Source organism: Streptomyces sp. NPDC059092 (genome assembly GCF_042756365.1).
Classification (GTDB): domain Bacteria; phylum Actinomycetota; class Actinomycetes; order Streptomycetales; family Streptomycetaceae; genus Streptomyces.
The window spans coordinates 51,761-75,084 of record NZ_JBHZEJ010000027.1 but is presented as its reverse complement, the minus strand read 5'-3'; the positions used below and the strand labels follow the sequence as shown (position 1 = coordinate 75,084).

The following is a 23,324-nucleotide window of genomic DNA, read 5'->3' as shown; positions in this document are numbered from 1 at the left end:
TCACCCGCAATCCGCTTTCGCGTTCACGCGCACCGCATCCGTACCTCCGCCGGCCCCGTCGGCGGAGGTACGGAAGGCCGCGCCTGCCCTTCGCGCACGTTGCGTGTTGACGACCCAAGGAGCCGACATGGCTGAATCGCTCCGCACCACGCCTCCTGAGAAGATCGCGATCATCGGCATCGGCTGCCGTTTCCCCGGCGGCGCCAGTGACCACCGCACCTTCTGGCAGAACCTTCTCGACGGGAAGGACTGCATCAGACCGACGCCGCGCGACCGGTACGACGTGGCCACGCTCAGCAGTCGGGACAAGGCCAAGCCGGGCCGCCTGGTGGGCGGCAGGGGCGGTTACATCGACGGCTTCGACGAGTTCGACCCCGCCTTCTTCGGCATCAGCCCCCGCGAGGCGGAGCACATGGACCCACAGCAGCGGAAGCTGCTGGAGGTGTCCTGGGAAGCCCTGGAGGACGGCGGCCAGAAGCCGGCCGAGCTGGCGGGGAGCGATGTCGGTGTGTTCATCGGCGCGTTCACCCTGGACTACAAGATCGTCCAGTTCGCCGACCTGCGCTTCGACACCCTGGCCGCGCACACGGCGACCGGCACGATGATGACGATGGTGTCGAACCGGATCTCGCACTGCTTCGACTTCCGCGGCCCCAGTCTCTCCATCGACACCGCGTGCAGCTCGTCGCTGGTCGCCGTACACCTCGCCTGCGAGAGCCTGCGCCGCGGCGAGTCCACCCTCGCGCTGGCGGGCGGCACCCTGCTCCACCTCACGCCCCAGTACACGATCGCCGAGACCAAAGGCGGCTTCCTCTCCCCCGAGGGCCGCTCCCGTACGTTCGACGCCGACGCCGACGGCTACGTACGCGCCGAGGGGGTCGGGGTCATCGCGCTGAAGCGCCTGGTGGACGCCGTACGCGACGGCGATCCCATCCACGCCGTGGTCACCGCCAGCGGTGTCAACCAGGACGGCCGTACCAACGGCATCACCGTGCCCAGCGCCGATGCCCAGGTCACCCTGATCGAGCGGGTCTGCGCCGAGGCCCGGGTCGCGCCCGGCGGCCTCCAGTACGTCGAGGCCCACGGCACCTCCACACCGGTCGGCGACCCCATCGAGGCCGCCGCGCTCGCCCGGGCACTGGCCGTCGGCCGGGAGCCGGGCGCCGCCTGCTACGTCGGTTCGGTCAAGACCAACATCGGGCACTCGGAGTCGGCCGCCGGAATCGCCGGGCTCATCAAGACCGCCCTCTCCATCAAGCACCGTACGATCGCGCCGCACATCAACCTGGAGCGGATCAACCCCGCCATCGACCTCGCCGCCGCCCCGTTCACCATCCCGACGCAGGTCACCCCGTGGCCCGCGCACGAGGGCCCGGCGCGTGCCGGCGTCAACTCGTTCGGCTTCGGCGGCACGAACGCGCATGTGCTGCTGGAGGAGGCGCCGCCCGCCTCCCCCCTGGACGACCGGCCCACCGCGGACCGCCCCCGCTGCACCATCCTTCCGCTGACCACCCGTGACGCCTCCGCGCTGCCCGTCCTCGCCGAGGAGATCCACCGGGAGCTGACGGCGCCCACCACCCCGGGCGGCGGTCCCGGGGCCTCCCTCACCGACCTCGGGCACACCCTCGCGCACCGTCGCCAGCACCACGACGCCCGGCTCTCCGTCGTGTACACCTCACGCGAGGACCTGGCCGAGGCGCTCTCCGCACAGATGCGGGGCGAGGCCCACCCGCGGGTGCTCACCGGGCACCGGCGCGACGCCCATCAGCGGCGGCTGGCCTGGGTGTTCACCGGCATGGGGCCCCAGTGGTGGGGAATGGGCCGCGAGTTGTTCGCCACCCAGCCCGTCTACCGCGAGGCCGTCGAGCGCTGTGACCGCGAGGTCGCGGCGCTCACCGGCTGGTCCCTCATCGAGGAGATGAGCGCGGACGCCGACAGTTCCCGGATGACCGAGACCTGGCTCGCCCAGCCCGCCAACTTCGCCGTACAGATCGGTCTCGCCGCCCTGTGGCGCGCCCACGGGGTGCGGCCCGACGCCATCGTCGGCCACAGCACGGGCGAGGCCGCCGCGTTCTACGAGGCCGGGGTCTACAGCCTGCGCGACGCGGTGCGGATCATCGTGCACCGCAGCCGCCTCCAGCAGCGGCTGGTGGGTACGGGGTCGATGCTCGCCGTGGGACTCGCGGAGGACGAGGCGGCGCGCCGGGTCCTCCCCTACAAGGGCCTGGTGTCCGTCGCCGCCGTCAACAGCCCCACCTCCCTCACCCTGGCCGGGGACGAGACGGCGCTCACCGCGCTCGCCGAGGAACTGCGCGCGGAGCAGGTCTTCACGCGCTTCCTCTCCGTCCGGGTGCCGTACCACAGCGCCCTCATGGAGCAGATCAAGGACGAACTGCTCGACTCCCTCGCCGGGATCGAGCCACGCCCCGCCCAGGTTCCGCTCCATCTGACGGGGCGGGAGGGCCGGGCGCACGGGACGGAACTCGACGCGGGCTACTGGTGGAACAACGTCCGCGACAGCGTCCGCTTCCGGCCCGCGATCGAGCGCCTGGCCGACGAAGGCCACCGCGTCTTCCTGGAGATCGGCCCGCACCCCGTACTCTCCCACGCGATCAAGGAGTGCCTGGAGAGCAGGCCGGCCGAGCCGGGCGCGGAGGTGGTGACGCTGCCGTCGATCCGCCGGGAGGAGGACGAGCCGGCCCGGTTCACCGCCTCGCTCGCCGCGCTGCACAACCTGGGCGCCGAGATCGCCTGGAACGTGCTCCAGCCCGGGGGCAGGACCGTACCGCTGCCGCGCTACCCGTGGAAGCGCGACCGGTACTGGACCGAGCCGCACCCCGTGGCGCAGGTCAGGCTCGGGCGGGTGGACCATCCGCTGCTCGGCCGGCGGCTGGCCACCACGGAGCCCGTGTGGGAGGCGGAGCTCGATGTGGAGCGCGCTCCCTACCTCGCCGACCACCGGATCCAGGGCCGGGCGCTGTTCCCGGCCGCCGGCTATCTCGAAATGGCCGCCCAGGCGGTACGGGCGCTGACGGGCGGTACGGAGGCCGCGTTCGGCTCCGTCGAATTCCGCAAGGCCCTCTTCCTCCCGGACGACGCGTCCCGCACCGTACAGCTCGCATTTACGCCGGAGAGCGCCGCCTTCACCGTCGCGACGGGTGCGGGTCCCGGTGAGGAGCGGGCCGTCCACGCGAGCGGCGTCGTCCGGGCCGGTCACCGCGCAGCGCCCCCGGCGCCGCTGGCCCTCGACGGGGTCAGGGCGCGCGGCGAGCGCAGGCTCGACGGCCCGGCCTGCTACGCCACGCTGAGCGACCTCGGCTACCACTACGGGCCCGCGTTCCAGGGCATCGAGGAGGTGTGGACCGGCCCCGGCGAGGCGCTGGCGCGGATCCGTCCGCCCGAGGCGATCGGTGACGACGCGGCGGGCCACCACCTCCACCCCGTGCTGCTGGACTCCTGCTTCCAGACCCTGCTGGCCGCGGGGCTCGGGGACGGCGCGCCCGGCGGCCCGGCCGACGACGGCGCCGGCGCGGCCGACGGGTCGACGGGCATCCTGCTGCCGCTCTCCATCGACGAGGTGCGCACCGGCCCGGTCGGCGACCGGCCGCTGTGGGCGCACGCCACCGTCACGCGGCGGCCTGCCGGTGAACTCGTCGGCGACATCACGCTCTACGGGGACGACGGGCTGCCGCTCGGGCACATCGGCGGGTTCCGGGCCGCCGACGTCGAGAAGGCGTCGACCGGCGTGGCGCTCACCACGATCGACAACTGGCTCGCCGAACCCACCTGGGCCGAGAGCCCCGTGGACACCGGGCCGCTCGACACCACGGCCCCGGGCCGCTGGCTGCTCTTCGCGGACGCGCCCGGCGGGGTCGCCGACGCGCTGGCGGAACTCGTCACCGCGCGGGGCGGCCACTGCCATCTCGTACGCCCGGGTGGGGCGTACGCCACCCGGCTCGACACGGAGGCCTCGACGGTGGTGCCGGGCCGCACCGACGACCTGCGCCGGCTTCTCGCCGATCTGGCGGAGGGCGCGGCGGAGCGGCGGGGCGCCGGCGCGGCGCACGCCACGGGCCTCGACACGATCGTCCACTTATGGAATCTCGACCTGCCGGCCCTGGACGACAGCGACCGTGACCGTCTGGAGGAACACAGCACCCTCGGGGCGTACTCGCTGGTGGCCCTCGCGCAGGCGCTCCAGGAGGACGGGGGCCAACTCGCCTCCCCCGCCGCCCTGCACATCGTCACGCGCGGTACGCAGCCCGTCGACCGCGGCGATCCCGTCGAGCCGCTGGGCGCCCCCGCCTGGGGCATCGGCCGGGTGCTGCGCCATCAGGAGCTGACCGCGCACCGGGGCACCCTGATCGACCTGCCCCCGTGCGGCACGGGCTCCGCGGACGCCGACGCGGGCGACCCGTTCGCGGACCGCACCGGCGCGGGCGACCCGCCAGCCGCCGGGAGCCGGGTGCGGGAGGCGCGGGCCGTGCTGGACGAGGTCCTGCACGCCGCCGCGCAGCAGGGCCCGTACGAGGACGAGATCGCCCTGCGCGGCGACCGCCGCCTCGTCTGCCGGCTCACCCGCCCCGAGGACCTCACCCGCCCTCTCGCGCCACGGCTGCGCCCGGACGGCGCCTATCTCGTCACCGGCGCGTTCGGCGCGCTGGGACAGCTCCTGTGCCGTTATCTCGTCCGGCGCGGCGCCCGCCATCTCATCCTGGCCGGCCGCACACCGCTGCCCGACCGGGCCACCTGGCGCGCGCTGGACCCGGCCTCGGCGGCGGGCCGGGGCGCGCGCTTCGTCAAGGAGCTGGAGGCGCTGGGCGCCCACCCGGTCCACGCCTGCCTGGACGCCACCGACGAGCGGGCGCTGACCGCGTGGCTGACCGCGTACCGCGCCCAGGACGCCCCGCCCGTACGCGGTGTGTTCCATCTCGCCGGGCATGTCAGGGACACTCTTGTCCCCGCCATGGACAGGGCGGCCTTCGACTCCGTCCTCGCGCCCAAGGCCGCCGGTGCCTGGCTGCTCCACCGCCATCTGCGCGACGAGCCGCTGGACCACTTCGTCCTCTTCGCCTCCATCGCCTCTCTGCTCACCACGGCGGGGCAGGTCAACTACGCGGCGGGCAACGCCTTCCTGGACGCGCTGGCCCACCACCGCCGCTCCCGCGGGCTGCCCGCGCTCTCCGTCGACTGGGGTCCGTGGGCGACCGGAATGATCGAGGAGCTGGGCCTGGTACGGCACTACCGCACCAGCCGCGGCATGAGTTCCCTCTCCCCGGACGCGGGCATGGCTGTTCTGGAGCGGGTACTGGGCCAGGACCGGGCCCAGTTGCTGGTGGCGACGGTGGTCGACTGGAAGGTCTTCCTCGCCTGGTACGCGTCGCCGCCCCCGCTCGTCGCGGAACTCGCCGCGGACGGGGCGGGCGGCACTGACGGCGGTGAACAGAGCAGCTTCCTCGACCTGTTCCGTTCGGCGGACGAGGAGCGCCGCGCCGAACTCGTCGCCGAGCGCTTCTCGGCGGTGGCCTCGACGGTGCTGCGGGTGCCCACGGACCGGATCGACGGGACGAGCAGTCTCGCCGCCCTCGGTCTCGACTCGCTCCTGGCGATGGAGCTGCGCGCCCGTGTCCACGCCGAGACCGGTGTGGCCCTGCCCCTGGTGGCGCTGCTCAGCGGCGCTCCCGCCGGCGAGCTGAGCGCGCAGTTGCACCAGGCCGCGGCCGTCCTGGTCGCGGAGACCGCGGACGGGGCGGGCGCGGCGGCGGAGGTGGAGATCCACGAGGACGGGTCCCGCTTCCCGCTGACGCACAATCAGAAGGCGCTCTGGTTCCTCAAACAGCTCAACCCCGAGGGGTTCGCGTACAACATCGGCGGGGCCGTCGAGATCCGGACCAGGATCGAGCCTGAGCGGATGTTCACGGCCTTCCGCACCCTGGTGGAGCGGCATCCGATGCTGCGGGCCAACTTCACCATGGAGGACGGGCAGCCCGTCCAGAGCGTCTCGACGGCGAACGACCCGGACGTGGCTTGCTTCGACGTCCAGGGCCGCGCCTGGGACGACATCCACGACATGATCGTCCGCGAATACCGGCGCCCCTACGACCTGGAGTGCGACCCGCTGGTGCGGTTCCGGTTGTTCAAGCGCGGGCCGGAGCGCTGGGTCGTGATGAAGGCCGTCCACCACATCATCTCCGACGCGATCTCCACGTTCACCTTCATCGAGGAACTGCTCGCCCTGTACGAGGGGCTGGGCCGGGGCGGGGCCGTCGAACTGGCACCCGTGCGCGCCCGGTACCTCGACTTCCTCAACTGGCAGAACCGGTTCCTGGCCTCGCCCGACGCGCGGCGCATGCTGGACCACTGGCGGTCGAGCCTGCCGGCCGTGGTACCCGCGCTCGACCTGCCCACGGACCGGCCGCGGCCCGCAGTGCAGACCCACAACGGCGCGTCCGAGTTCTTCGTCCTCGACACCGACCTCAGCGCCCGCGTCCACGCCCTGGCCCGCGAGCACGACGTCACCGTGTTCATGGTGCTGCTGAGCGCCTACTACGTCCTGCTGCACCGCTACTCGGGCCAGGACGACATCATCGTGGGTTCACCGGTGACCGGTCGTACGGAGGAGGAGTTCGGCTCCGTATACGGCTACTTCGTCAATCCGCTGCCGCTGTACGCGGATCTGTCGGGCGCCCCGTCCGTCGCCGCCCTCCTCGCGCAGGTCCGGCAGGTCGTCCTCGGCGGCCTCGACAACCAGGAGTACCCGTTCGTCCTGCTCGTCGAGGAGCTGGGTCTCCAGCACGATCCGAGCCGGTCGGCGGTCTTCCAGGCGATGTTCATCCTGCTGGCCCACAAGGTGGCCGCCGAGCAGTACGGATACCGTCTCGAATACATCGAACTACCCGAGGAGGAGGGGCAGTTCGATCTCACGCTGTCGGCGTACGAGGACGAGGCGGAGCAGCGCTTCCACTGCGTCCTGAAGTACAACACCGACATCTTCCTGGCCGAGACGGTGGAGCGGATGGCCGCCCACTACGTCCATGTCCTGGACGCGCTCACCAGCGTCCCGGCCGAGGAGCCGGTGGCCCGCCTCGATCTGCTCGGCGCCCGGGAGCGGTCCCGCATCCTGGGCGCGCCGGCCGCTCGGGGCCGGGCGCTCCCGCACGACCTGCCCGTGCACCGGCTGGTCGCCGAGGCGGCGGCGCGGGCGCCGGAGGCCGTGGCGGTCACGGTTCCGTCCGAGTCGGGCGGGACCCGGCACCTCACCTACGGGGCCCTGGAGCACGGCGCCCGGCTGCTGGCCGGCCGGCTCCGTGCGCGGGGTATCGGGCGCGGGGACGTCGTCGCCGTCTGCCTCGACAAGTCGCCCGAGCTGATCGTCGCCCTGCTCGCCGTCCTCAAGGCGGGCGCCGCCTATCTGCCGCTCGACCCCGGTCATCCCACCGACCGGCTCGCCGTCATGACGGGGAACGCGGGGGCGGCGCTCCTCATCGCGGCCCCCGGGGAGCAGGACCGGTTCTCGGCGCTGGACGTCCCCCTGGTCACCGACGTTCCCGCGGCGGTGGGCGGCTCCGGCGGGCCCGCGGACATGGCGGTGCCCGCGGGCCCGCCGGAGACGAACGAGGCGCCCGTCGACCTGGACGCGCCCGCCTACGTCATCCACACCTCGGGGTCGACGGGCCGCCCCAAGGCCGTACGCGTCAGCCACCGGGCCCTCGCGGCCGTACGCGCCGCCTGGCACGAGGAGTACGGTCTCGACGCTGCGCCCGGCGTCCATCTCCAGATGGCGGGCGTCTCGTTCGACGTGTTCACCGGGGATCTCGTCCGTGCCCTGTGCTCGGGAGGCCGGCTGGTCCTGATCGGCCGTGATCTGCTGCTCAACACCGCCCGTCTGTACGGGACGATGACCGGCGAGGGCGTCGACTGCGCGGAGTTCGTGCCCGCGGTGGCGCGCGCCCTCATGGAGCACTGTGCCCACGGGGGCCACCGGCTGGACTTCATGCGGCTGATGATCGTCGGCTCCGACGCCTGGAAGGTCGAGGAGTACGAGCGGCTGCGTGCCCTGTGCGGTCCTGGGACCCGTGTCATCAACTCGTACGGTCTGACGGAGGCGGCCGTCGACAGCGCGTACTTCGAGGGGCCGACGGACGGGCTCGCGCCCAACCAGCTCGTTCCGATCGGCAAGCCCCTGCCGAACTGCTCGCTGCACATCCTCGACGAGAACCGCGATCTCGTGCCGCCCGGCGTCACCGGAGAACTCTGGGTCGGCGGTGCGGGGCTAGCCCTCGGCTACGCGGGCGACCCCGAACAGACCGCGGAGCGCTTCGTGGAGCTGACGCTGGGCCGCGGCCCGGGGGCGGCCCCCGAACGGCTCTACCGCACGGGCGACCTCGCCCGGCGGGACGCCAGGGGGCTGATCCATCTCCTCGGCCGCGCCGACGCCCAGCTCAAGGTACGGGGCCACCGCATCGAACCGGGCGAGATCGAATCCCTGCTGGTGTCCCTGCCCGGTCTGAGCCAGGCGGTCGTCACGGTCCGCGCCGACGCCGTCGGCGAGTCCGTACTGTGCGCGTACTACGTCCCCGAGGCCGGGGCGGAGCAGGGCACGGGCGAGCTGCGCCGTCATCTCGCCACGCGACTGCCCACCTATCTGATCCCGGCCCACTTCACCGCCCTGGACGCCCTGCCGCTCACCGCGAACGGCAAGGTCGACGTCGCCGCGCTGCCCGAGCCACCCGCCGAGTCCGACGAGGAGAGCCACGAGCCTCCGGTCACCCTCTACGAGCAGCGGATGGCGGCCCACTGGCAGTCCCTGCTCTCCCTGGAACAGGCCGGGCTGCGCAGCGACTTCTTCTCGTCGGGTGGCAGCTCCATCAAGCTGATCGAGCTGATCCACCGGCTCCAGGCCGAGTTCAACATCACCGTCCCGGTCAGTCTGCTCTTCAAGGTCACGACACTGCACGGCATGGCACGGACGGTCGAGTCCATCATCACCGGCGAGATCTTCGGCGGAAGCCCGTATCTCACCTTCAACACCGGCCGGGGCCCGACCCTGTTCTGCTTCCCGCCGGCGGGCGGGCACGGACTCGTCTACCGGAAGTTCGCCGAGCACCTGCCGCACCACGAACTCGTCGCGTTCAACCATGTCGACGGCGACGACAAGGTGATCCGCTACGCGGACCTCATCGAATCGCTCCGCCCCGACGGTGCCTGCCCCGTCTTCGGCTACTCCCTCGGCGGCAATCTCGCCTTCGAGGTCGCCAAGGAACTCGAACGGCGCGGGCGCGCGGTCCCTCATGTGGTGATCATGGACTCGTACCGCATCCTGGAGGCCCACGCGCTCGCCGACGAGCACATCGAGGCGTTCGAGAACGAGCTGCGCGGCCATCTCCACCGCCACACCGGCTCCGCGACCGTCGCCGACGCGACGCTCGCGCAGGCCAGGGAGTACCTGGACTTCTGCGGCCGCACCCCCAACACCGGCACGGTCTCCGGGACCGTCAGTGTGATCTCCGACGAACGGAAGGCCGCGTTCTACGCGGCGGGGCAGCGCGGCACCTGGCACGGCAGCTCGACCAGCCGTACGGAGCTGCTGCGCGGCCACGGCACGCACGCGGAGATGCTCGACGAGAAGTACCTGGCGCGGAATGCCGAACTCACCCTCGCCGTCATGACCGGAGTCACCGACCTCGCCGGAGATGAGTCCCATGTCGCGTGAGAACCGCCCCGTCTGGCAGCCGCGTGAACGGGGGCCGGGCGACCGCCCCCGCGTCATCGTCATCGGCGCCGGCATCGGCGGCCTGTCCACCGGCTGCTACGCCGAGATGAGCGGCGCCGAGACCCGGATCTTCGAGCGGCACGTCCTCCCGGGAGGGTGCTGCACGGCGTGGTCCCGGCAGGGGTACGTCTTCGACTACTGCATCGAATGGCTCACCGGCACCGGCCGGAACAACGACGCCAACCGGGTGTGGCGGGAGCTGGGCGCCCTCGACGGCAAGACCATCGCGAACTTCGAGATGTTCAACACCGTCGTGGACGAGGACGGCCGGGCGGTGACGTTCTACAACGACCCGGACCGGCTGGAGGCGCACCTCCTGGAGATCTCGCCCGCCGACGCCCGGCCCATCCGCGCCTTCTGCCGCGATCTGCGGCGCTTCATCGCCATCAACCACTATCCGTTCCTCACCCCGCCCCCGCTCCAGTCGGTCCGGGAGAAGCTCGCCACGCTGCGGATCGTCCTGCCGGACTTCCTGCTGTTCTGGCGTACCGCGGCAACCCGGATGGAGCGGTTCACGGAGCGGTTCCAGGATCCGCTGCTGCGCCGGGCGTTCCCGTTCATCTTCTTCCAGGACCACGAGGTCTTCCCGCTCCTGCCCTATCTGTTCAACATGGCCAGCGCCCACCACAGCAACGCCGGCTTCCCGCAGGGCGGCTCGCTGGGGCTGGCGCGCTCGATCGAGGAGCGGTACACCTCGCTGGGCGGGCGGGTCGACTACCGGGCGCGGGTGGAGCGCGTCCTGATCGAGAACGACCGGGCGATCGGGGTGGAGCTGCGCGGCGGGGAGCGCCACTACGCCGACCATGTGGTCGCCACCTGCGACGGCTCCACCACGATCAACAAGCTGCTGGGCGGCGCGTACTCCAGCCCGAAGGTCGACACCCTCTTCGGCGAGATGATGGACCGCCCGGAGATGCTCTACCCGGGGGTCGTCTCCGCCTTCGTCGGTGTCAAGGGCGAGTTCGACGGCCGGGAGCGGCACAGCACGACCTATCTGCTGTCCGGGGAGGACTGCGCGGCCCTGCCGAGCGTCAGCCAGAAGAGCCTGGTCGTCCAGTTCCGGTCGCAGTACTCGGACGGCTTCGCACCGGTCGGCAAGTCGGTAATCCACTGCACGTACTTCAGCGACTACGGGTACTGGAAGCAGTTGCGGCGTACGGACCGCAAGGGGTACTGGGCGCGCAAGCAGGAGGTGGCCGACTTCGTCCGGGCCTTCCTGGAGCGGCGGCATCCGGGCATCGGGCCGGCCATCGAGGTCATCGACGTGGCGTCGCCCGTGACCACCGAGCGGTACACCGGTGTGCAGGGCGGGTCCATCCTCGCCTGGAAGTCGTTCACCGATGCCGACGACGTGATCACGGGGCTGATCAACAAGGACCGGATGCGGCTGCCGGGGCTGCGCGGCTTCTCCGTGGCGGGGCAGTGGTTCAGCGGCGGGAGCCTGATCAAGGCCGCGTCGGGCGGGCGGTTCGTCACGCAGTACCTCTGCAAGGAGCTGGGCCTCACCTTCCAGGCCTGGGAGAGCGGCGGAACGGAGCCCTGGCACCCGGGAAAGCTGGGCAAGCTGCCGCAGCTCGAACACCGGGGGGTGCGGTGAGCGCTCCAGCGACCCACCGGGACCCCGCACACGAAAGCCGACGAGGACACCGAGGAGCGCACGGCATGCCGGCTGCCCGACCCCGCAGAAAATCCATGATCGTCATCGGCGGGGGGCTCGGCGGCCTGTCCACCGGCTGCTACGCGCAGATGAACGGCTACAGCAGCCAGGTCTTCGAGATGCACGAGATCCCCGGCGGCTGCTGCACCGGCTGGGGACGCGGCGACTTCACCTTCGACTGCTGCATCAGCTGGCTGCTGGGCAACGGTCCCGGCAACGAGATGCACCAGATCTGGCTCGAACTGGGCGCCCTCCAGGGCAAGGAGATGCGCCACTTCGACGTGTTCAACATCGTGCGCGGCCAGGACGGCCGGGCCGTGTACTTCTACTCCGACCCGGACCGGCTCGAAGCCCATCTGCTCTCCCTCTCCCCCGCGGACGCCCGCCACATCCGGTCTTTCTGCGCCGGGCTGCGCAAGTTCCGTACCGCGCTGTCCTCCTATCCGTTCCTCAAGCCCGTCGGGCTGATGGGCCGGTGGGAGCGGTGGCGGATGCTGGCCGGCTTCGTCCCGTACCTGAATCTCTTCCGTACGTCGATGTCCGTCCTGATGACGGAGTACTCGGCCCGGTTCCAGGACCCGCTGCTGCGCGAGGCGTTCAACTACATCCTGCTGGAGAAGCACCCGGGGTTCCCCGTGCTGCCCTTCTACTTCCAGATGGCGTCGCAGGCGAACCGGTCGGCCGGGGTGCCGGAGGGCGGTTCGCTCGGGCTGGCCCGCTCCATCGCCGACCGGTACGAACGGCTGGGCGGCGAGATCACGTACAACGCCAAGGTCGAGCGGATCCTCGTCGAGAACGACCGCGCGGTGGGCGTGCGGATGGCGGACGGGCGGGAGTACCGGGCGGACCTCGTCGTGTCCGCCTGCGACGGGCCCACCACCTTGTTGAAACTCCTCGAAGGCCGGTATCTCGACGACGACTACCGGCGGCTGTTCACCAAGACGATCGAGGAGCCGGGCATGGTCTTTCCCGGCTATGTCAGTGTGTTCCTCGGGTTGCGGGCGGGCTTCCCCGAGGGGGAGCCCACCACGACCCACCTCCTGGACGGGACGACGGCCTCCAAGCTCCTCGGCATCCGCCATCCGAGCATCAACGTCCAGTTCCGCAGCCGGTTCTATCCCGAGCTGTCACCGGACAACACGACCGTCATCTACGCCACGTACTTCTCCGACGTCGCGCCCTGGCGTGAACTGAGTGAGGGGCCTGAGCAGTTCAGCCGGCCCCGCCGGGGCGGCGAGCTGCACACCCTGCCGGTGCGGCGGGGCCGCCCCTACTCGGCCGCCAAACGCCGGGTGCGGGACACGGTCGTCGACTTCCTGGAGGAGCGCTATCCGGGGCTGCGGGACTCGATCGCCGTACGGGACACCTCCACCCCGCTCACCCAGATCCGGTACACGGGCAGTTACAACGGGACCGTCCTCGGCTGGCAGCCCTTCGTGGAGAGCGGCGAGACCATGGAGGAGCTGGTCAAGAAGCACGGCCCCGCCCTGCCCGGCCTGGAGAACTTCTACCTCTCCGGCGTGTGGGCCACCACGGGCGGCCTGATCAGGGCCGCCGCCGCAGGCCGGCAGGTCATGCAGTTCATCTGCCGGGACGACGGCATCGACTTCACCGCCTCCATCGACGACACCGCGCCACCGCCCACCCATGTCGTCGTGCCCGTAGGCCCGTGACCCGTAGGCCCGTAGGCCCGTGGGTCCGTGGGTCCCTGGGTCCCTGGGTCCGTGAAACCCGCAGGCATCTCCCTCAAATCCGTAAGCATCTCTCTCAAGGACCGTGCCAGGAAAGGCGGACACCCCCATGTCTCCCCAGCCACAGCAGCAATCCACGCAGCGCCCCGAACCCATCTCCTACCCTTTCTGGAATCTCGGCGGTCTGGATCCGCACCCCGGGTACCAGCAACTGTGGGACCAGCCCCTGGCCCGGGTGCGCCTGGCCTACGGTGAGGACTCCTGGCTGGCCACCCGGCACGAGGACGTACGTGCCGTCCTCTCCGATCCCCGTTTCAGCATCGGCGAGGCGGTCCACCGCGACCATCCCCGCATCGAGCGGATGCCCCGGATCAGCGGCGGTCTCCTCACCAGCGCGGACCAGGACCATTCCCGGATGCGTTCCCTGCTGAGCAAGGAGTTCACCGCACGCCGGATCGAGCGCCTGCGGGACCGGATCAGGCGGACCGCCGACGGGCTGCTCGACCGTATGGAGGAGATCGGTCCGCCCGCGGACATGATCGAGGACTATGCCTTCCCCTTGCCCATGACGATCATCTGCGAACTGGTCGGGATCCCCTACGCCGACCACATTCATGTACGGCACTGGGCGGATGTCGTGTGCTCGGGCAGCACCCCGCCCGAGACGATCCTTGAGGAAGCCGGCATCTTCAACGCCCGGATGAACGGCTGGGTGGAGGCGCGCCGCCGGGAGCCGGCCGACGACCTGCTCACCATCCTGGTCCGCGGTCTCGACGAGGAGGGGATCATCACCGAGGGCGAGCTGATCGACATCCTCGGCGAACTCCTCATCGGCGGATTCGTCACGACCACCAACCAGATCGGCAACTTCTTCTCGCTGATGCTGCTCCACCAGGAGAACGGCGACGACATGCTGGGCCGGCTCCGCGCCGACCTCGGTCTCATCCCGAAGGCCGTCGAGGAGCTGCTGCGCTTCGTCCCCCTGCTCAACGGGGTGGTCCTGCCGCGCTACGCCATGGAGGACATCGAGCTGGGCGGCGTGCTGATCCGCGCGGGAGACCCCGTCATCGTCTCCCCGACCGCCGCCAACCGGGACCCGGGAGTCTTCCCCGAGCCGGACGAAGTCGTCCTGGACCGTCCGGGCAACACCCATGTCAGCTTCGGGCACGGGGCCCACTACTGCCTGGGCGCGCACCTCGCCCGGCTGGAGCTCCAGGTGACCCTGGAGCAGGTGGTCACTCGCTGGCCCGAGCTGCGGCTCGGCGTCGAGGTGGACCAACTCCGTTGGCGGTCACAGGAGTTCTTCAGCGGACTGTACGAGCTGCCCATCGCCTGGTGACCCGTCGGCCGCCCGACGCGGTCGGCTCCGGGCGGTCGGCTCCGGGCGGTCGGTTCCGGCGCGATCGGTTCCGGGAGCGGTTGCCCGGGGCCGACCGCGCCGGCGGCGCGGGGGCTCCGGGCCGGCCCGGAGGTGCTGTCATAGCTCGAAGCCCTCGGGGAAGGGTCGTCAGGGGCGTAGTGGTACCGCGCGGTGCCGGTGATCCAGGCACGGCCCTCGATGGTGGGGGCGACGGTCGTGAGGCCCGTGGGTGCGCCCGGCCCAGCTTCGTACCATGTCACATGGCACTGTTCCGCGCCACGGTCCTGGAGATCTCGGAGCGGGGTACGGGAACGGCGTCACCGGCGCGGGACAATGGCCGCATGACGCAAGGAAACGACGCGGCGACCGCTCACGCGTGGGCGGCGCTCGGCGGCCGGGCCGGGCGCGCGGAATCGGTGACGTACGAAGGCGCGGGTGAGGTGCTGGCAGCCCGGCTGCCGGTGCGGGAACTGGCCCGGGCGACCGTGGGCGTGTGCTCGCTGGCCGCCGCGGAACTGCTCGCACTCCGCCGTGGGGTACCCGTACCGGCGGTACGGGTACGGGAGGGGGCGGTCGCCACGGCGTTCGTCAGCGAGCGGTATCTGCGGATCGACGGCCGGGCCCTCACCGGGTTCGCTCCGCTGTCCGGGTTCTGGCGCGCGGCCGACGGCTGGGTCCGTACGCACGCCAACTACCCGCACCACCGCGCCCGGTTGCTGAGCGCCCTCGACATCCGTGACGCGGGCGACGGCCCGACGACCGCCCGACGGCTCGCGGACGAGCTGGCGACACGCCCGGCCCGGGAGATCCAGGAGACCGTTTACGCGGCGGGCGGGCTCGCCGTGGCCGTGGCGTCCACACCGGCGGAGCCCACCGTCCCCCTGTCCCCCGGCGGTGGCGCGCCGCCGCTCGCCGAGATCAGGTCGGCCGGGGGCGGGGCGGCCGAAGCCGGGGCAGCCGGGGTGAGGGCGCCACTGTCGTTGCCGCCGGCCGCGCTTCCGGCCGAGGGGGTACGGGTGCTGGACCTCACCCGGGTCATCTCCGGCCCTGTCGCCACCCGCACCCTGGCGCTGCTGGGCGCCGATGTCCTGCGGGTGGACTCGCCCCGCCTGCCGGAGCAACCGGACGCCCACACCGACACGGGCCCGGGCAAGCGCTCGACCCTGCTGGACCTCTCCGCCGCGCCCGACCGGCAGGTCTTCGAGGAGCTGCTGGACACGGCCGATGTCGTGGTGACCGGCTACCGGCCGGGCGCACTCGACCCGCACGGGCTGGCCCCCGACGCGCTGCTGGCCCGGCGCCCCGGCCTGATCGTCGCGCAGCTCTGCGCCTGGGGCTGGTCCGGGCCGTGGGCCGCGCGGCGCGGATTCGACAGCCTCGTCCAGGCGGCCAGCGGCATCGCCGCGAGCGAGGCGGCGGCCGACGGCCACCCGGGCGCCCTGCCGGCCCAGGCGCTCGATCACGGTACGGGGTATCTCATCGCGGCCGGGATCCTCCGCTCCCTGACGGACCGGCAGATGACGGGCGAGGGGCGGCATCTGCGGTTCTCGCTCGCGGGCACCGCGTCCTGGCTGCTGCGCGGTGTCGGGCACACGCCGGTGGAGGGCGGCCCGTACGATCCGGCGCCCTGGCTCACCGAGACGCCCTCGGCCTACGGTCCGTTGCGCCACGCGCTCACGCCGGTGCACTACGACGGCGCGCCCGTCACCTGGTCGCACCCGCCGACGCGCTGGGGGACGGATCTGCCGCGCTGGAGCTGACGCCTACGGAGCCTGCGCAGCGGGCCGGTGGTGGATCCGGTCGAGGATGTCGTTGTGGAGGGGCCGTTTGTCGGGGCGGGCGTGCGCGGCGGCGCGCCGCAGGGCGGGGATCGCGCGGGCGCCGAGCGCGACCAGGCCCTCGGCCGCCGCCGCCCGTACGACGGGGTGCGGGTGCGTGAGCCGTTCGACCACGGCGGGGATCGCGGGTTCCCACGCGGCACGGCACAGAGCTCTGATCGCCATGCGCTGGATGTCGGACTGAGGGTCCTCCAACAGGACGGCGGTATGGCGCAGATGGGCCGTACGGTCCAGCATCGCCCGGGAGACCCGGTGGGCGCGCAGCCGGATCCCGGCCCGGGGGTGCGTCAGCAATTCACCTATCAGCGTGCACAGTTCGGGGTCCTGGTCCGGTGCGGGGCCGCTGTGTCCCTCGGCCAGCCGGGTGAGCGCCCGGCGGATACGCTCCGGGGTGCCGGTGCGGGCCAGCTCCAGCAACTCCCGCCGTGAGGGCGGGGGTACGGGCCCTGTCGGCCCGGTCGACGGGCGGGTGCGAAGCGCGGTGAGGGCCGCGGCGTCCTCCCGTACGGCACCGGAATCCCGCAACGGACCGGTCACCAGGGTGAGTCCGTCCGCCAGATCGTCCCGTCCCTCGGCTCGCAGGCGGTGTCGGGTCCGGGTCAGCGCCGGGGTGCGGAGCAGCGTGCGGCCGGCGAGGAGGTCGATGAACCCCCAGGCCCCGGCGTCGAGCCGGTCCGTCAGACGGGCCGCCAGGATGTCGGCACTCACCCGGTGCAGCAGGTTGGCGGCGGTGCGGCGTACGTCGGGCGATCCGTGTTCCCAGCGTTCGAGCAGCGCGGGGAGCAGCGGCTCCAGGCCCGGGGCGCGGACGGCGCCGGCCACGAGCAGCAGCCTGTCGTCCCGTACGCCGTCCCCGCCCAACTCGGCCGTCCCGGCGGCGGTCCGGGCGAGGGCCGCCAGCGCGGGGGCGAGCGGCGAGCCGACGGGTACGGGTACGGTGACGCGGCCCTGGAGGAAGGCGCGGAGCACGGTCCGCGCGGCCTCCGGCTCGGGCCAGGTCAGGAGCGTCCGGGCGGCTGCGTTCCGGCGGTCCTCGGTGTCGTCCGCCAACAGGGCCAGCAGGCGGGTGCGCAGCGCGGCGGAGCGCGGCCGGTCAAGGTCGTCGCCGTGCACGGTCCGCGGTGCGGGCGGCGGGGCGGCGGCGTCCTCGGCGCGGGTCCAGGGCGGGGTGCCGAGGGGCTGGAGTTCGGTCATCCAGTCGAGGAGGGTGGCGCGGACCTCGGCCCCGGCGTTCTGATAGGCCCCGGCCAGCGCGGCGAGCCGGACCCGGGAGCCGGGCGCGCCGTCGGTGTCATGGCGGAAGGCGGCCAGGGCGGCGGGGGTGTGCACCGCGACGTCCAGGGCGGCGCGCCACGCGCACTCCTCCGCCGGCGGAGCGTGGAACGCCTCCTGCAACACGGCCTGTTGGGCGACCCGGGGTTCGGTGGTGAGACGGGCGGCGGCGAGTGCCCGGTCGAGATCGGCGCGGACGAGGACGGCGTCGCAGGCGCGCAGCAGGGAGAGTGCGGCGCGGGATCCGGGGTTCGCCGGGGGCAGCGCCCGTACGGCGTCGGCGACGGCCGATCGCTCCGCCGCAGTCAGGGTCGGTACGGCGGCTTCGAGTACGGCGACGAGTTCGCGCCCGTAGCCGTCCGTGCCGCCTTTGGCGTCGGTGGCGTCCATGTCCGTTTGCGCCAAGGCGAGTTCGGCGAGCAGGATGCCGGTCGAGTGGGCGAAGGCCCGCCGTTCGCGGTCCGTCCAGGGCGCGGGGCAGATCCGTAGCGTGAACCGTACGACGCGCTCCCTGGCGCCGGGCTCCGATCCGGCGAGCCGGAGCCAGTCCGCCAGCATCGGTCGCAGGGTCCGTGCCAGGTGTTCCGAGGGGGCGGCCCGTTCGGCGACCCGCAGGGCGATCGGCGCGTGCCAGCCCCGGGCCGCCAGTGACGTGGCGTCGGCGTCCGCGCCGCCGCCCGTTCGGTGGGGCCGCCCGGCGGGGACGCCGATCCCGTGGGCCGCCAGCGGCTCCGAGAGGTCGGCGGGGGCCCCGGAGGCGAGGCGGATCCGGCCGTCGGCGACGAGGGCGAGCAGCGTTGGTACCACCGGTGACTCCTGGTCGGCCAGGGAGAGGACGGTGCGCGCGGTCAGCACACCGTCGAGCCCCGCCGCCAACAGCCTTACGCGGTTGCCTCCTTCGGGGCCGTCTCCTTCTCGGCCGTCTCCTTCGGGGGCGCGCTCCGCCGCCGCGAGGAGGGTCGCCGGGTACGCGTCGCCGAGGACGGCGCGCAGCGCCGCGCCGAGCGCGGTGCGCAGCCCCGGGTTGCTCGTGCGGCCGAGGTGGCGAAGGAGCGCCGGGACTGCCGCCGGGGTGCCCGCGCGGGCCAGCACTTCGACGGCGGTCTTCTTGATGTTCATGTTCGAGTGGTCGAGACACGCGGCGATCGCGGGCGCCGCCCAGCGGGCGCGCGCGTGCCCGAGGGCCAGCAGTGCCTGGCGTACGGTCTGGACGTCCCGGGCGCCAATCAGTGTGATCAGGGTCGCCGAGAGGGCCTGGGCGTCGTCCCCCGCGGCGTCCCTGGCGAGCAGGGCGATCACGTGTTTGCGTACATGCCGGTCGTGGTGGCGGAGCAGGTGGTGCATCCGGGGGCGGGTGTGCGCGGAGGGGACGGCGAGAAGCAGCTTGAGCAGGATCGTACGTTCGCCGTCGGTCACCCCGGGCCGCTCCAGCAGGTCCAGCGCCATGGTCGCGACGAGTGCGTGCCCGGCTTCCCCGGCGTCGGCGGCGTCGAGCAGACAGACCGGCCGGATGCGGCGCCGCGCGTGGAGCCGTCCGCCCAGCGCGCACAGGGCGTCGACGACGTCCTGGGGCACGGCGGGCTCGGCGGTGGTTCGCCCGTCGGTGAACCAGCCTTTCTCCGGGTGGGGTTGATCCGCGTCGGACTCCCAGGACGCCGCGTGTTCGGCCACGACGCGCAGCAGGAGGTCGGCGAGGACCGGCACCGTACCGGAGGAGCCGTGAGCGGCGAGTCTGAGCAGCGCGGCGACCGGGTCGGCCGGGTCGAGATGGGAGCGCAGCAAGGCGAGTTCCCGCTCGTCGGGGCCACCTAGATCGGCCGCGATCCGTGGCGGGAGCTGGGTGGGATCGAGGCGGACGAGGATACGGTGGCGCAGCTCCGGGTCGGTGTTGAGGGACCAGAGGAGTTCCAGGGCCTGGTGGCGTACGGCCCGCAGCGCGGGGGCGACGGTGTCCGTGGGCGGGTCTGCGGTTTCCGTGACCGGGCCGGCCGCCGGGGCGACGGATCCCAGGTCGGCGCCCACGCCGAGCCCGTCGGCCAGCATCCGTACGGTGCGCTCCCCGCCGAGCGCTTCGAGCGCGTCCAGGGCCGCCGCGGGCGCGGCCGGCAGAGAGGCGATGACGGCTTCCTCGGCCTCCGTGTGGCGCAGCGCGCGGAGCGCGTCGAGAAACGGCTCGGGCGCGGCGGCCGACGGAAGGAGGCGGGTGATCGCGTCGCCGATCGGCGGCTCCCCCGCCCCCTGCTGGGCCAGTGCGACGAGCAGGGCCAGCCGTCGCGGCCAACTGGCGTCGTCCGCGGGGGCGTCGGTGAGCTCGTCGCGGACTTCCCGGCGGCAGGTGAAGAGGACCGTCGTGAACGCACGGGGCTCGATCGTGTGGTCCGCGAGGGCCAGTCCGACGAGCGCCGGTACGGCCCGGGGCGCCGCGAAGTGCCCGCGCCGGTGGAGCCCGCGCAGACAGCGCATCGCCGCGGTGCCGAGCAGGAGGGGATCGCGGGTGGCGAGGGCGGTCAGGCCGTCGATGTCTCCTCGCTCCGCGAGCCCGCCGAGGAGTTCCATGGCGCGCCGCCGTAGACCTGGCAGGCGCTCGGGGTCCGCGGCGACCCGCCACAGCGGATCGCTGTGGCCGTGGCGGGCGGAGACCAGGAGCGCGGCTTCGGCGGTGCCTGGTCCGGCGCTGGTGGTGCCCGTATCCGTGCCGAGGAATCCGGCGAGCTCGTCGAGGGACAGCGGCTCCAACGCCGCCCAGGGCTCGGCGAGTTCGGCGAGGGCGGCGGACGCGACCCCGGGGCCGCCCGTACGCGCCAGGCCGACCAGGTGTGCGCGGACGAGCGCGGGCGCGAGGAGTCCGGCGTGCAGACCCTGCCGGGCGAGCCGCACCGCCTCGGCCCGTACCACCCGGTCGCCGCACTCCGTCAGCTCCGCCAGCAGCCGCTGGGGCCGGTGGGCGCGGGTGATGTCCAGTTCCCGAACGGCCTGGTACAGCAGTTCACCTGGTGGTTCGGTACGGAGTACTCCGGGCTCGTTGTGCAGCTCGGCACGGAGCCAGGCGATCCGCACCCGCTCCGGCAGTCCGGCCGTGCGCCACGACGGGCGGCGCCGCTCCGGAACGTACGGCCCCAGGCGCTCGTACAGCTCCGCCAGAACGAGCGCGGACTCCGGCGGTCCGGTCACCGACAGGGGCAGCAGCGCGGCGAGTTCGGCGCGATCGGCGCGATCGGACGCGTCGGCGGCCCGGTCCCCGGTGACGCCGTCCTGGGCCGACCGCTCGGCGAGGAGCACGAGTCCACGATGGCGCGCACGAGGATCCTGGTCCCGGACGAGTCGTCCGATGTCGGCCGACGGGCGGGCGGGGACTTCCTGGAGCGGTGTGTCCGTCGGCGTCTTCACACGCGGATCCTAAGTGGGTTATTCACGTCCCGACCAGTGGAATTCGCCCGGCCACGCCATCTTGACATGGACTCGCCCAGATGGTGGTTTAGACCAATCGGTCACCGGCCGGTGACCGGGTCACGCTCCCCTTGGAGTTGCCGTGCTCCGTCGGTCCCGCAGGCACCACCCCGGACAGTCCCCTCTCGGCCTCCCTCTTCTCGGCGCCCTGACTCTGGCCCTCTCCGCCCTCACCCCGCTCACCTCCTTCCCCGCCACGCCCGCCGCCGCGGCCGCCCGCGCGTCCGCCCCCTCGAACCCGCCGCCGGCCGTCACCCCCACCCCCCAGCGGATGACAGCCGCGGGACGCGCGCTGCGCGTACCGGACCGGGTGCGGCTGGCCGTCGGCGAGGGGACCGACCCCGCCGGTCTCGATGTGATCAGAGAGGCGCTGGCCTCCGCCGGGGCCCGCAGGATCGATCAAGTCCGCGTCAACGGCGCGGGATTCACCCCGAACCCGGCCTCCGGGCCGCACGACCCACGCCTCACCGTCGTGGTCGGGTCGATCACGGACCGGCCGGTGGCCCACGCCCTGCGCGCGGCGGGCGGAAGTGTCCCCGGCACGCCCGTCGCGGAGGGGTACTCGCTCGCCACCACCGCGGGCGACCGCCGTACCGGCGCCACGGCCGTTCTCGCGGGCAACGACGCGGACGGCGTCTACTACGCGGCGCAGACGTTCCGGCAGCTGGTGGCCCCCGCGAGCCGGAGCATCGCGGCCGTGTCGATCACCGACCACCCTCTGATGTCCCTGCGCGGCAGCATCGAGGGCTTCTACGGCGCGCCCTGGTCGCACGCCGACCGGCTCGACCAACTCGCCTTCTACGGAGCCGTCAAGGCCAACACGTACATCTACGCCCCCAAGGACGACGTGTACCTGCGGGAGAGCTGGCGCGAGACCTATCCCGCCGACCGGCTCGCGGAGCTGCGTGAGCTGATCGACCGCGCCACCACCCACCATGTCGACTTCACCTACGCCATCTCCCCCGGCCTGTCCGTCTGTTACAGCGACCCGAACGACGTGAAGGCTCTGGAGAACAAGCTCGAAAGCCTCTACGCGCAAGGGGCACGCAGTTTCTACGTGGCGCTGGACGACATCAGCTACACGAGCTGGAACTGCGCCTCGGACCAGGAGAGTTACGGCGCTCCGGGCCGGGCCGCCGCCGGGCGGGCGCAGGCCGACCTGCTCAACACCGTGCAGCGCGACTTCATCGGGACGCATGCCGGTGCCCATCCGCTCCAGATGGTGCCCACCGAGTACTCCGACATGGCCGACTCCCCGTACAAGAAGGTCCTGCGCGAGCAGCTCGATCCCCAGGTGGTCGTGCAGTGGACGGGGAACGACGTCGTGCCGCCGTCGATCAGTGTGGCCGACGCCCGCGCCGCCTCTGAGGTCTGGGGACGCAAGGTGTTCCTCTGGGACAACTATCCGGTCAACGACTACGGACAGACCACGGGACGGCTGCTGATGGCGCCGTACGACCGGCGGGAGGCCGGGCTGCACGAGGAGTTGAGCGGCATCGTCCTCAACCCCATGAACCAGGCGGCCGCGAGCAAGGTCGCGCTCTTCGGCGGGGCGTCCTTCGCGTGGAACGACCGGGGCTACGACGCGGAACGCACCTGGCGCGCGGCGGCCGACCACCTGTCGGGCGGCGACCGCGCGACCACGCGGGCGCTGCTGGCCTTCTTCGACACGCAGCATCTCGCCCCGACGTTCGGCCCGGAGAACTGGCAGCCGCAGGCGCCCGTGCTGCGCGCGGCGCTGGACGACTTCCGCGCCGTATGGTCCACCGGCTCCGTACGGGAGCGGCGGTCCGCACTGCGCGAGTTGTCCACCTACGCCGGCTTGCTCGCCGGCGCGCCGGAGCGGATACGGAACGGGGTGGCGGACCCGGGCTTCCTCCGGGAGACGGCGCCGTGGCTGACCGCCCTGGACCTGTGGGGCGGCTCGCTCGACGCCACGCTGGACGGGCTGCGGGAGCAACTCCGCGGCGGCAGCGGTGAACGCTCCTTCTCCGAGGCGGCCACACTGGCCCGCCGGGCCGCCGCCGTCAGAACGATCCCGGGGACGACCCGGCCGCAGGGCACGATCAAGGTGGCGGACGGGGTCCTGGACACCTTCATCGAGGAGGCTCCGACCCTGCGCGGCTGAGCGGGCCCGGGGGCGGCCCACCCCAGCGGGCCCGGGGCGGCCCACCCCAGCGAACCGGGGGGCGGCCCACCCGAGCATGGCCGGGGGGGCCGCCCCCCCGAGCGGGGCCCGGCGGGTGGCCCCCCCGAGCGGGACCCGGCGAGCGTGGCCGGGGCGGGG

General features: G+C 72.8%; 7 protein-coding genes. 6 read left to right on the top strand and 1 reads right to left on the bottom strand.

The features are described from left to right. The first annotated feature begins 127 nt into the window (after positions 1-127). The 5 genes from ACFXPL_RS18055 (at position 128) to ACFXPL_RS18035 (ending at position 16,240) form a co-directional block, all read left to right on the top strand. On the top strand, positions 128-9,712 hold the full coding sequence (locus ACFXPL_RS18055; protein ID WP_384919798.1) for an amino acid adenylation domain-containing protein: 9,585 nt from the start codon (positions 128-130) through the stop codon (positions 9,710-9,712). After that, complete coding sequence (locus ACFXPL_RS18050) at positions 9,702-11,369, top strand: phytoene desaturase family protein (RefSeq protein WP_384919795.1); 1,668 nt, start codon at positions 9,702-9,704, stop codon at positions 11,367-11,369. Before ACFXPL_RS18055 ends, ACFXPL_RS18050 begins: the two co-directional genes overlap by 11 nt. Before the next feature lie 95 nt (positions 11,370-11,464). Next, positions 11,465-13,102, top strand: a complete 1,638-nt coding sequence (locus tag ACFXPL_RS18045; protein ID WP_384919852.1) for a phytoene desaturase family protein — start codon at positions 11,465-11,467, stop codon at positions 13,100-13,102. 127 nt (positions 13,103-13,229) lie between these two features. Continuing rightward, positions 13,230-14,459 (top strand): cytochrome P450, encoded by a 1,230-nt coding sequence (locus ACFXPL_RS18040; protein WP_384919792.1) that lies wholly within the window; start codon positions 13,230-13,232, stop codon positions 14,457-14,459. A gap of 362 nt (positions 14,460-14,821) precedes the next feature. Then, a complete protein-coding gene (locus ACFXPL_RS18035; RefSeq protein WP_384919789.1) occupies positions 14,822-16,240 on the top strand; it encodes a CoA transferase in 1,419 nt (472 codons plus the stop codon). 3 nt (positions 16,241-16,243) lie between these two features. Here ACFXPL_RS18035 and ACFXPL_RS18030 read toward each other — a convergent pair whose 3' ends face one another. Then, positions 16,244-20,977 (bottom strand): HEAT repeat domain-containing protein, encoded by a 4,734-nt coding sequence (locus tag ACFXPL_RS18030; protein ID WP_384919786.1) that lies wholly within the window; start codon positions 20,975-20,977, stop codon positions 16,244-16,246. A gap of 142 nt (positions 20,978-21,119) precedes the next feature. Here ACFXPL_RS18030 and ACFXPL_RS18025 point away from each other — a divergent pair, with 142 nt between their 5' ends. Further along, positions 21,120-23,165, top strand: a complete 2,046-nt coding sequence (locus tag ACFXPL_RS18025; protein WP_384919783.1) for a beta-N-acetylglucosaminidase domain-containing protein — start codon at positions 21,120-21,122, stop codon at positions 23,163-23,165. Positions 23,166-23,324 lie beyond the last annotated feature (159 nt).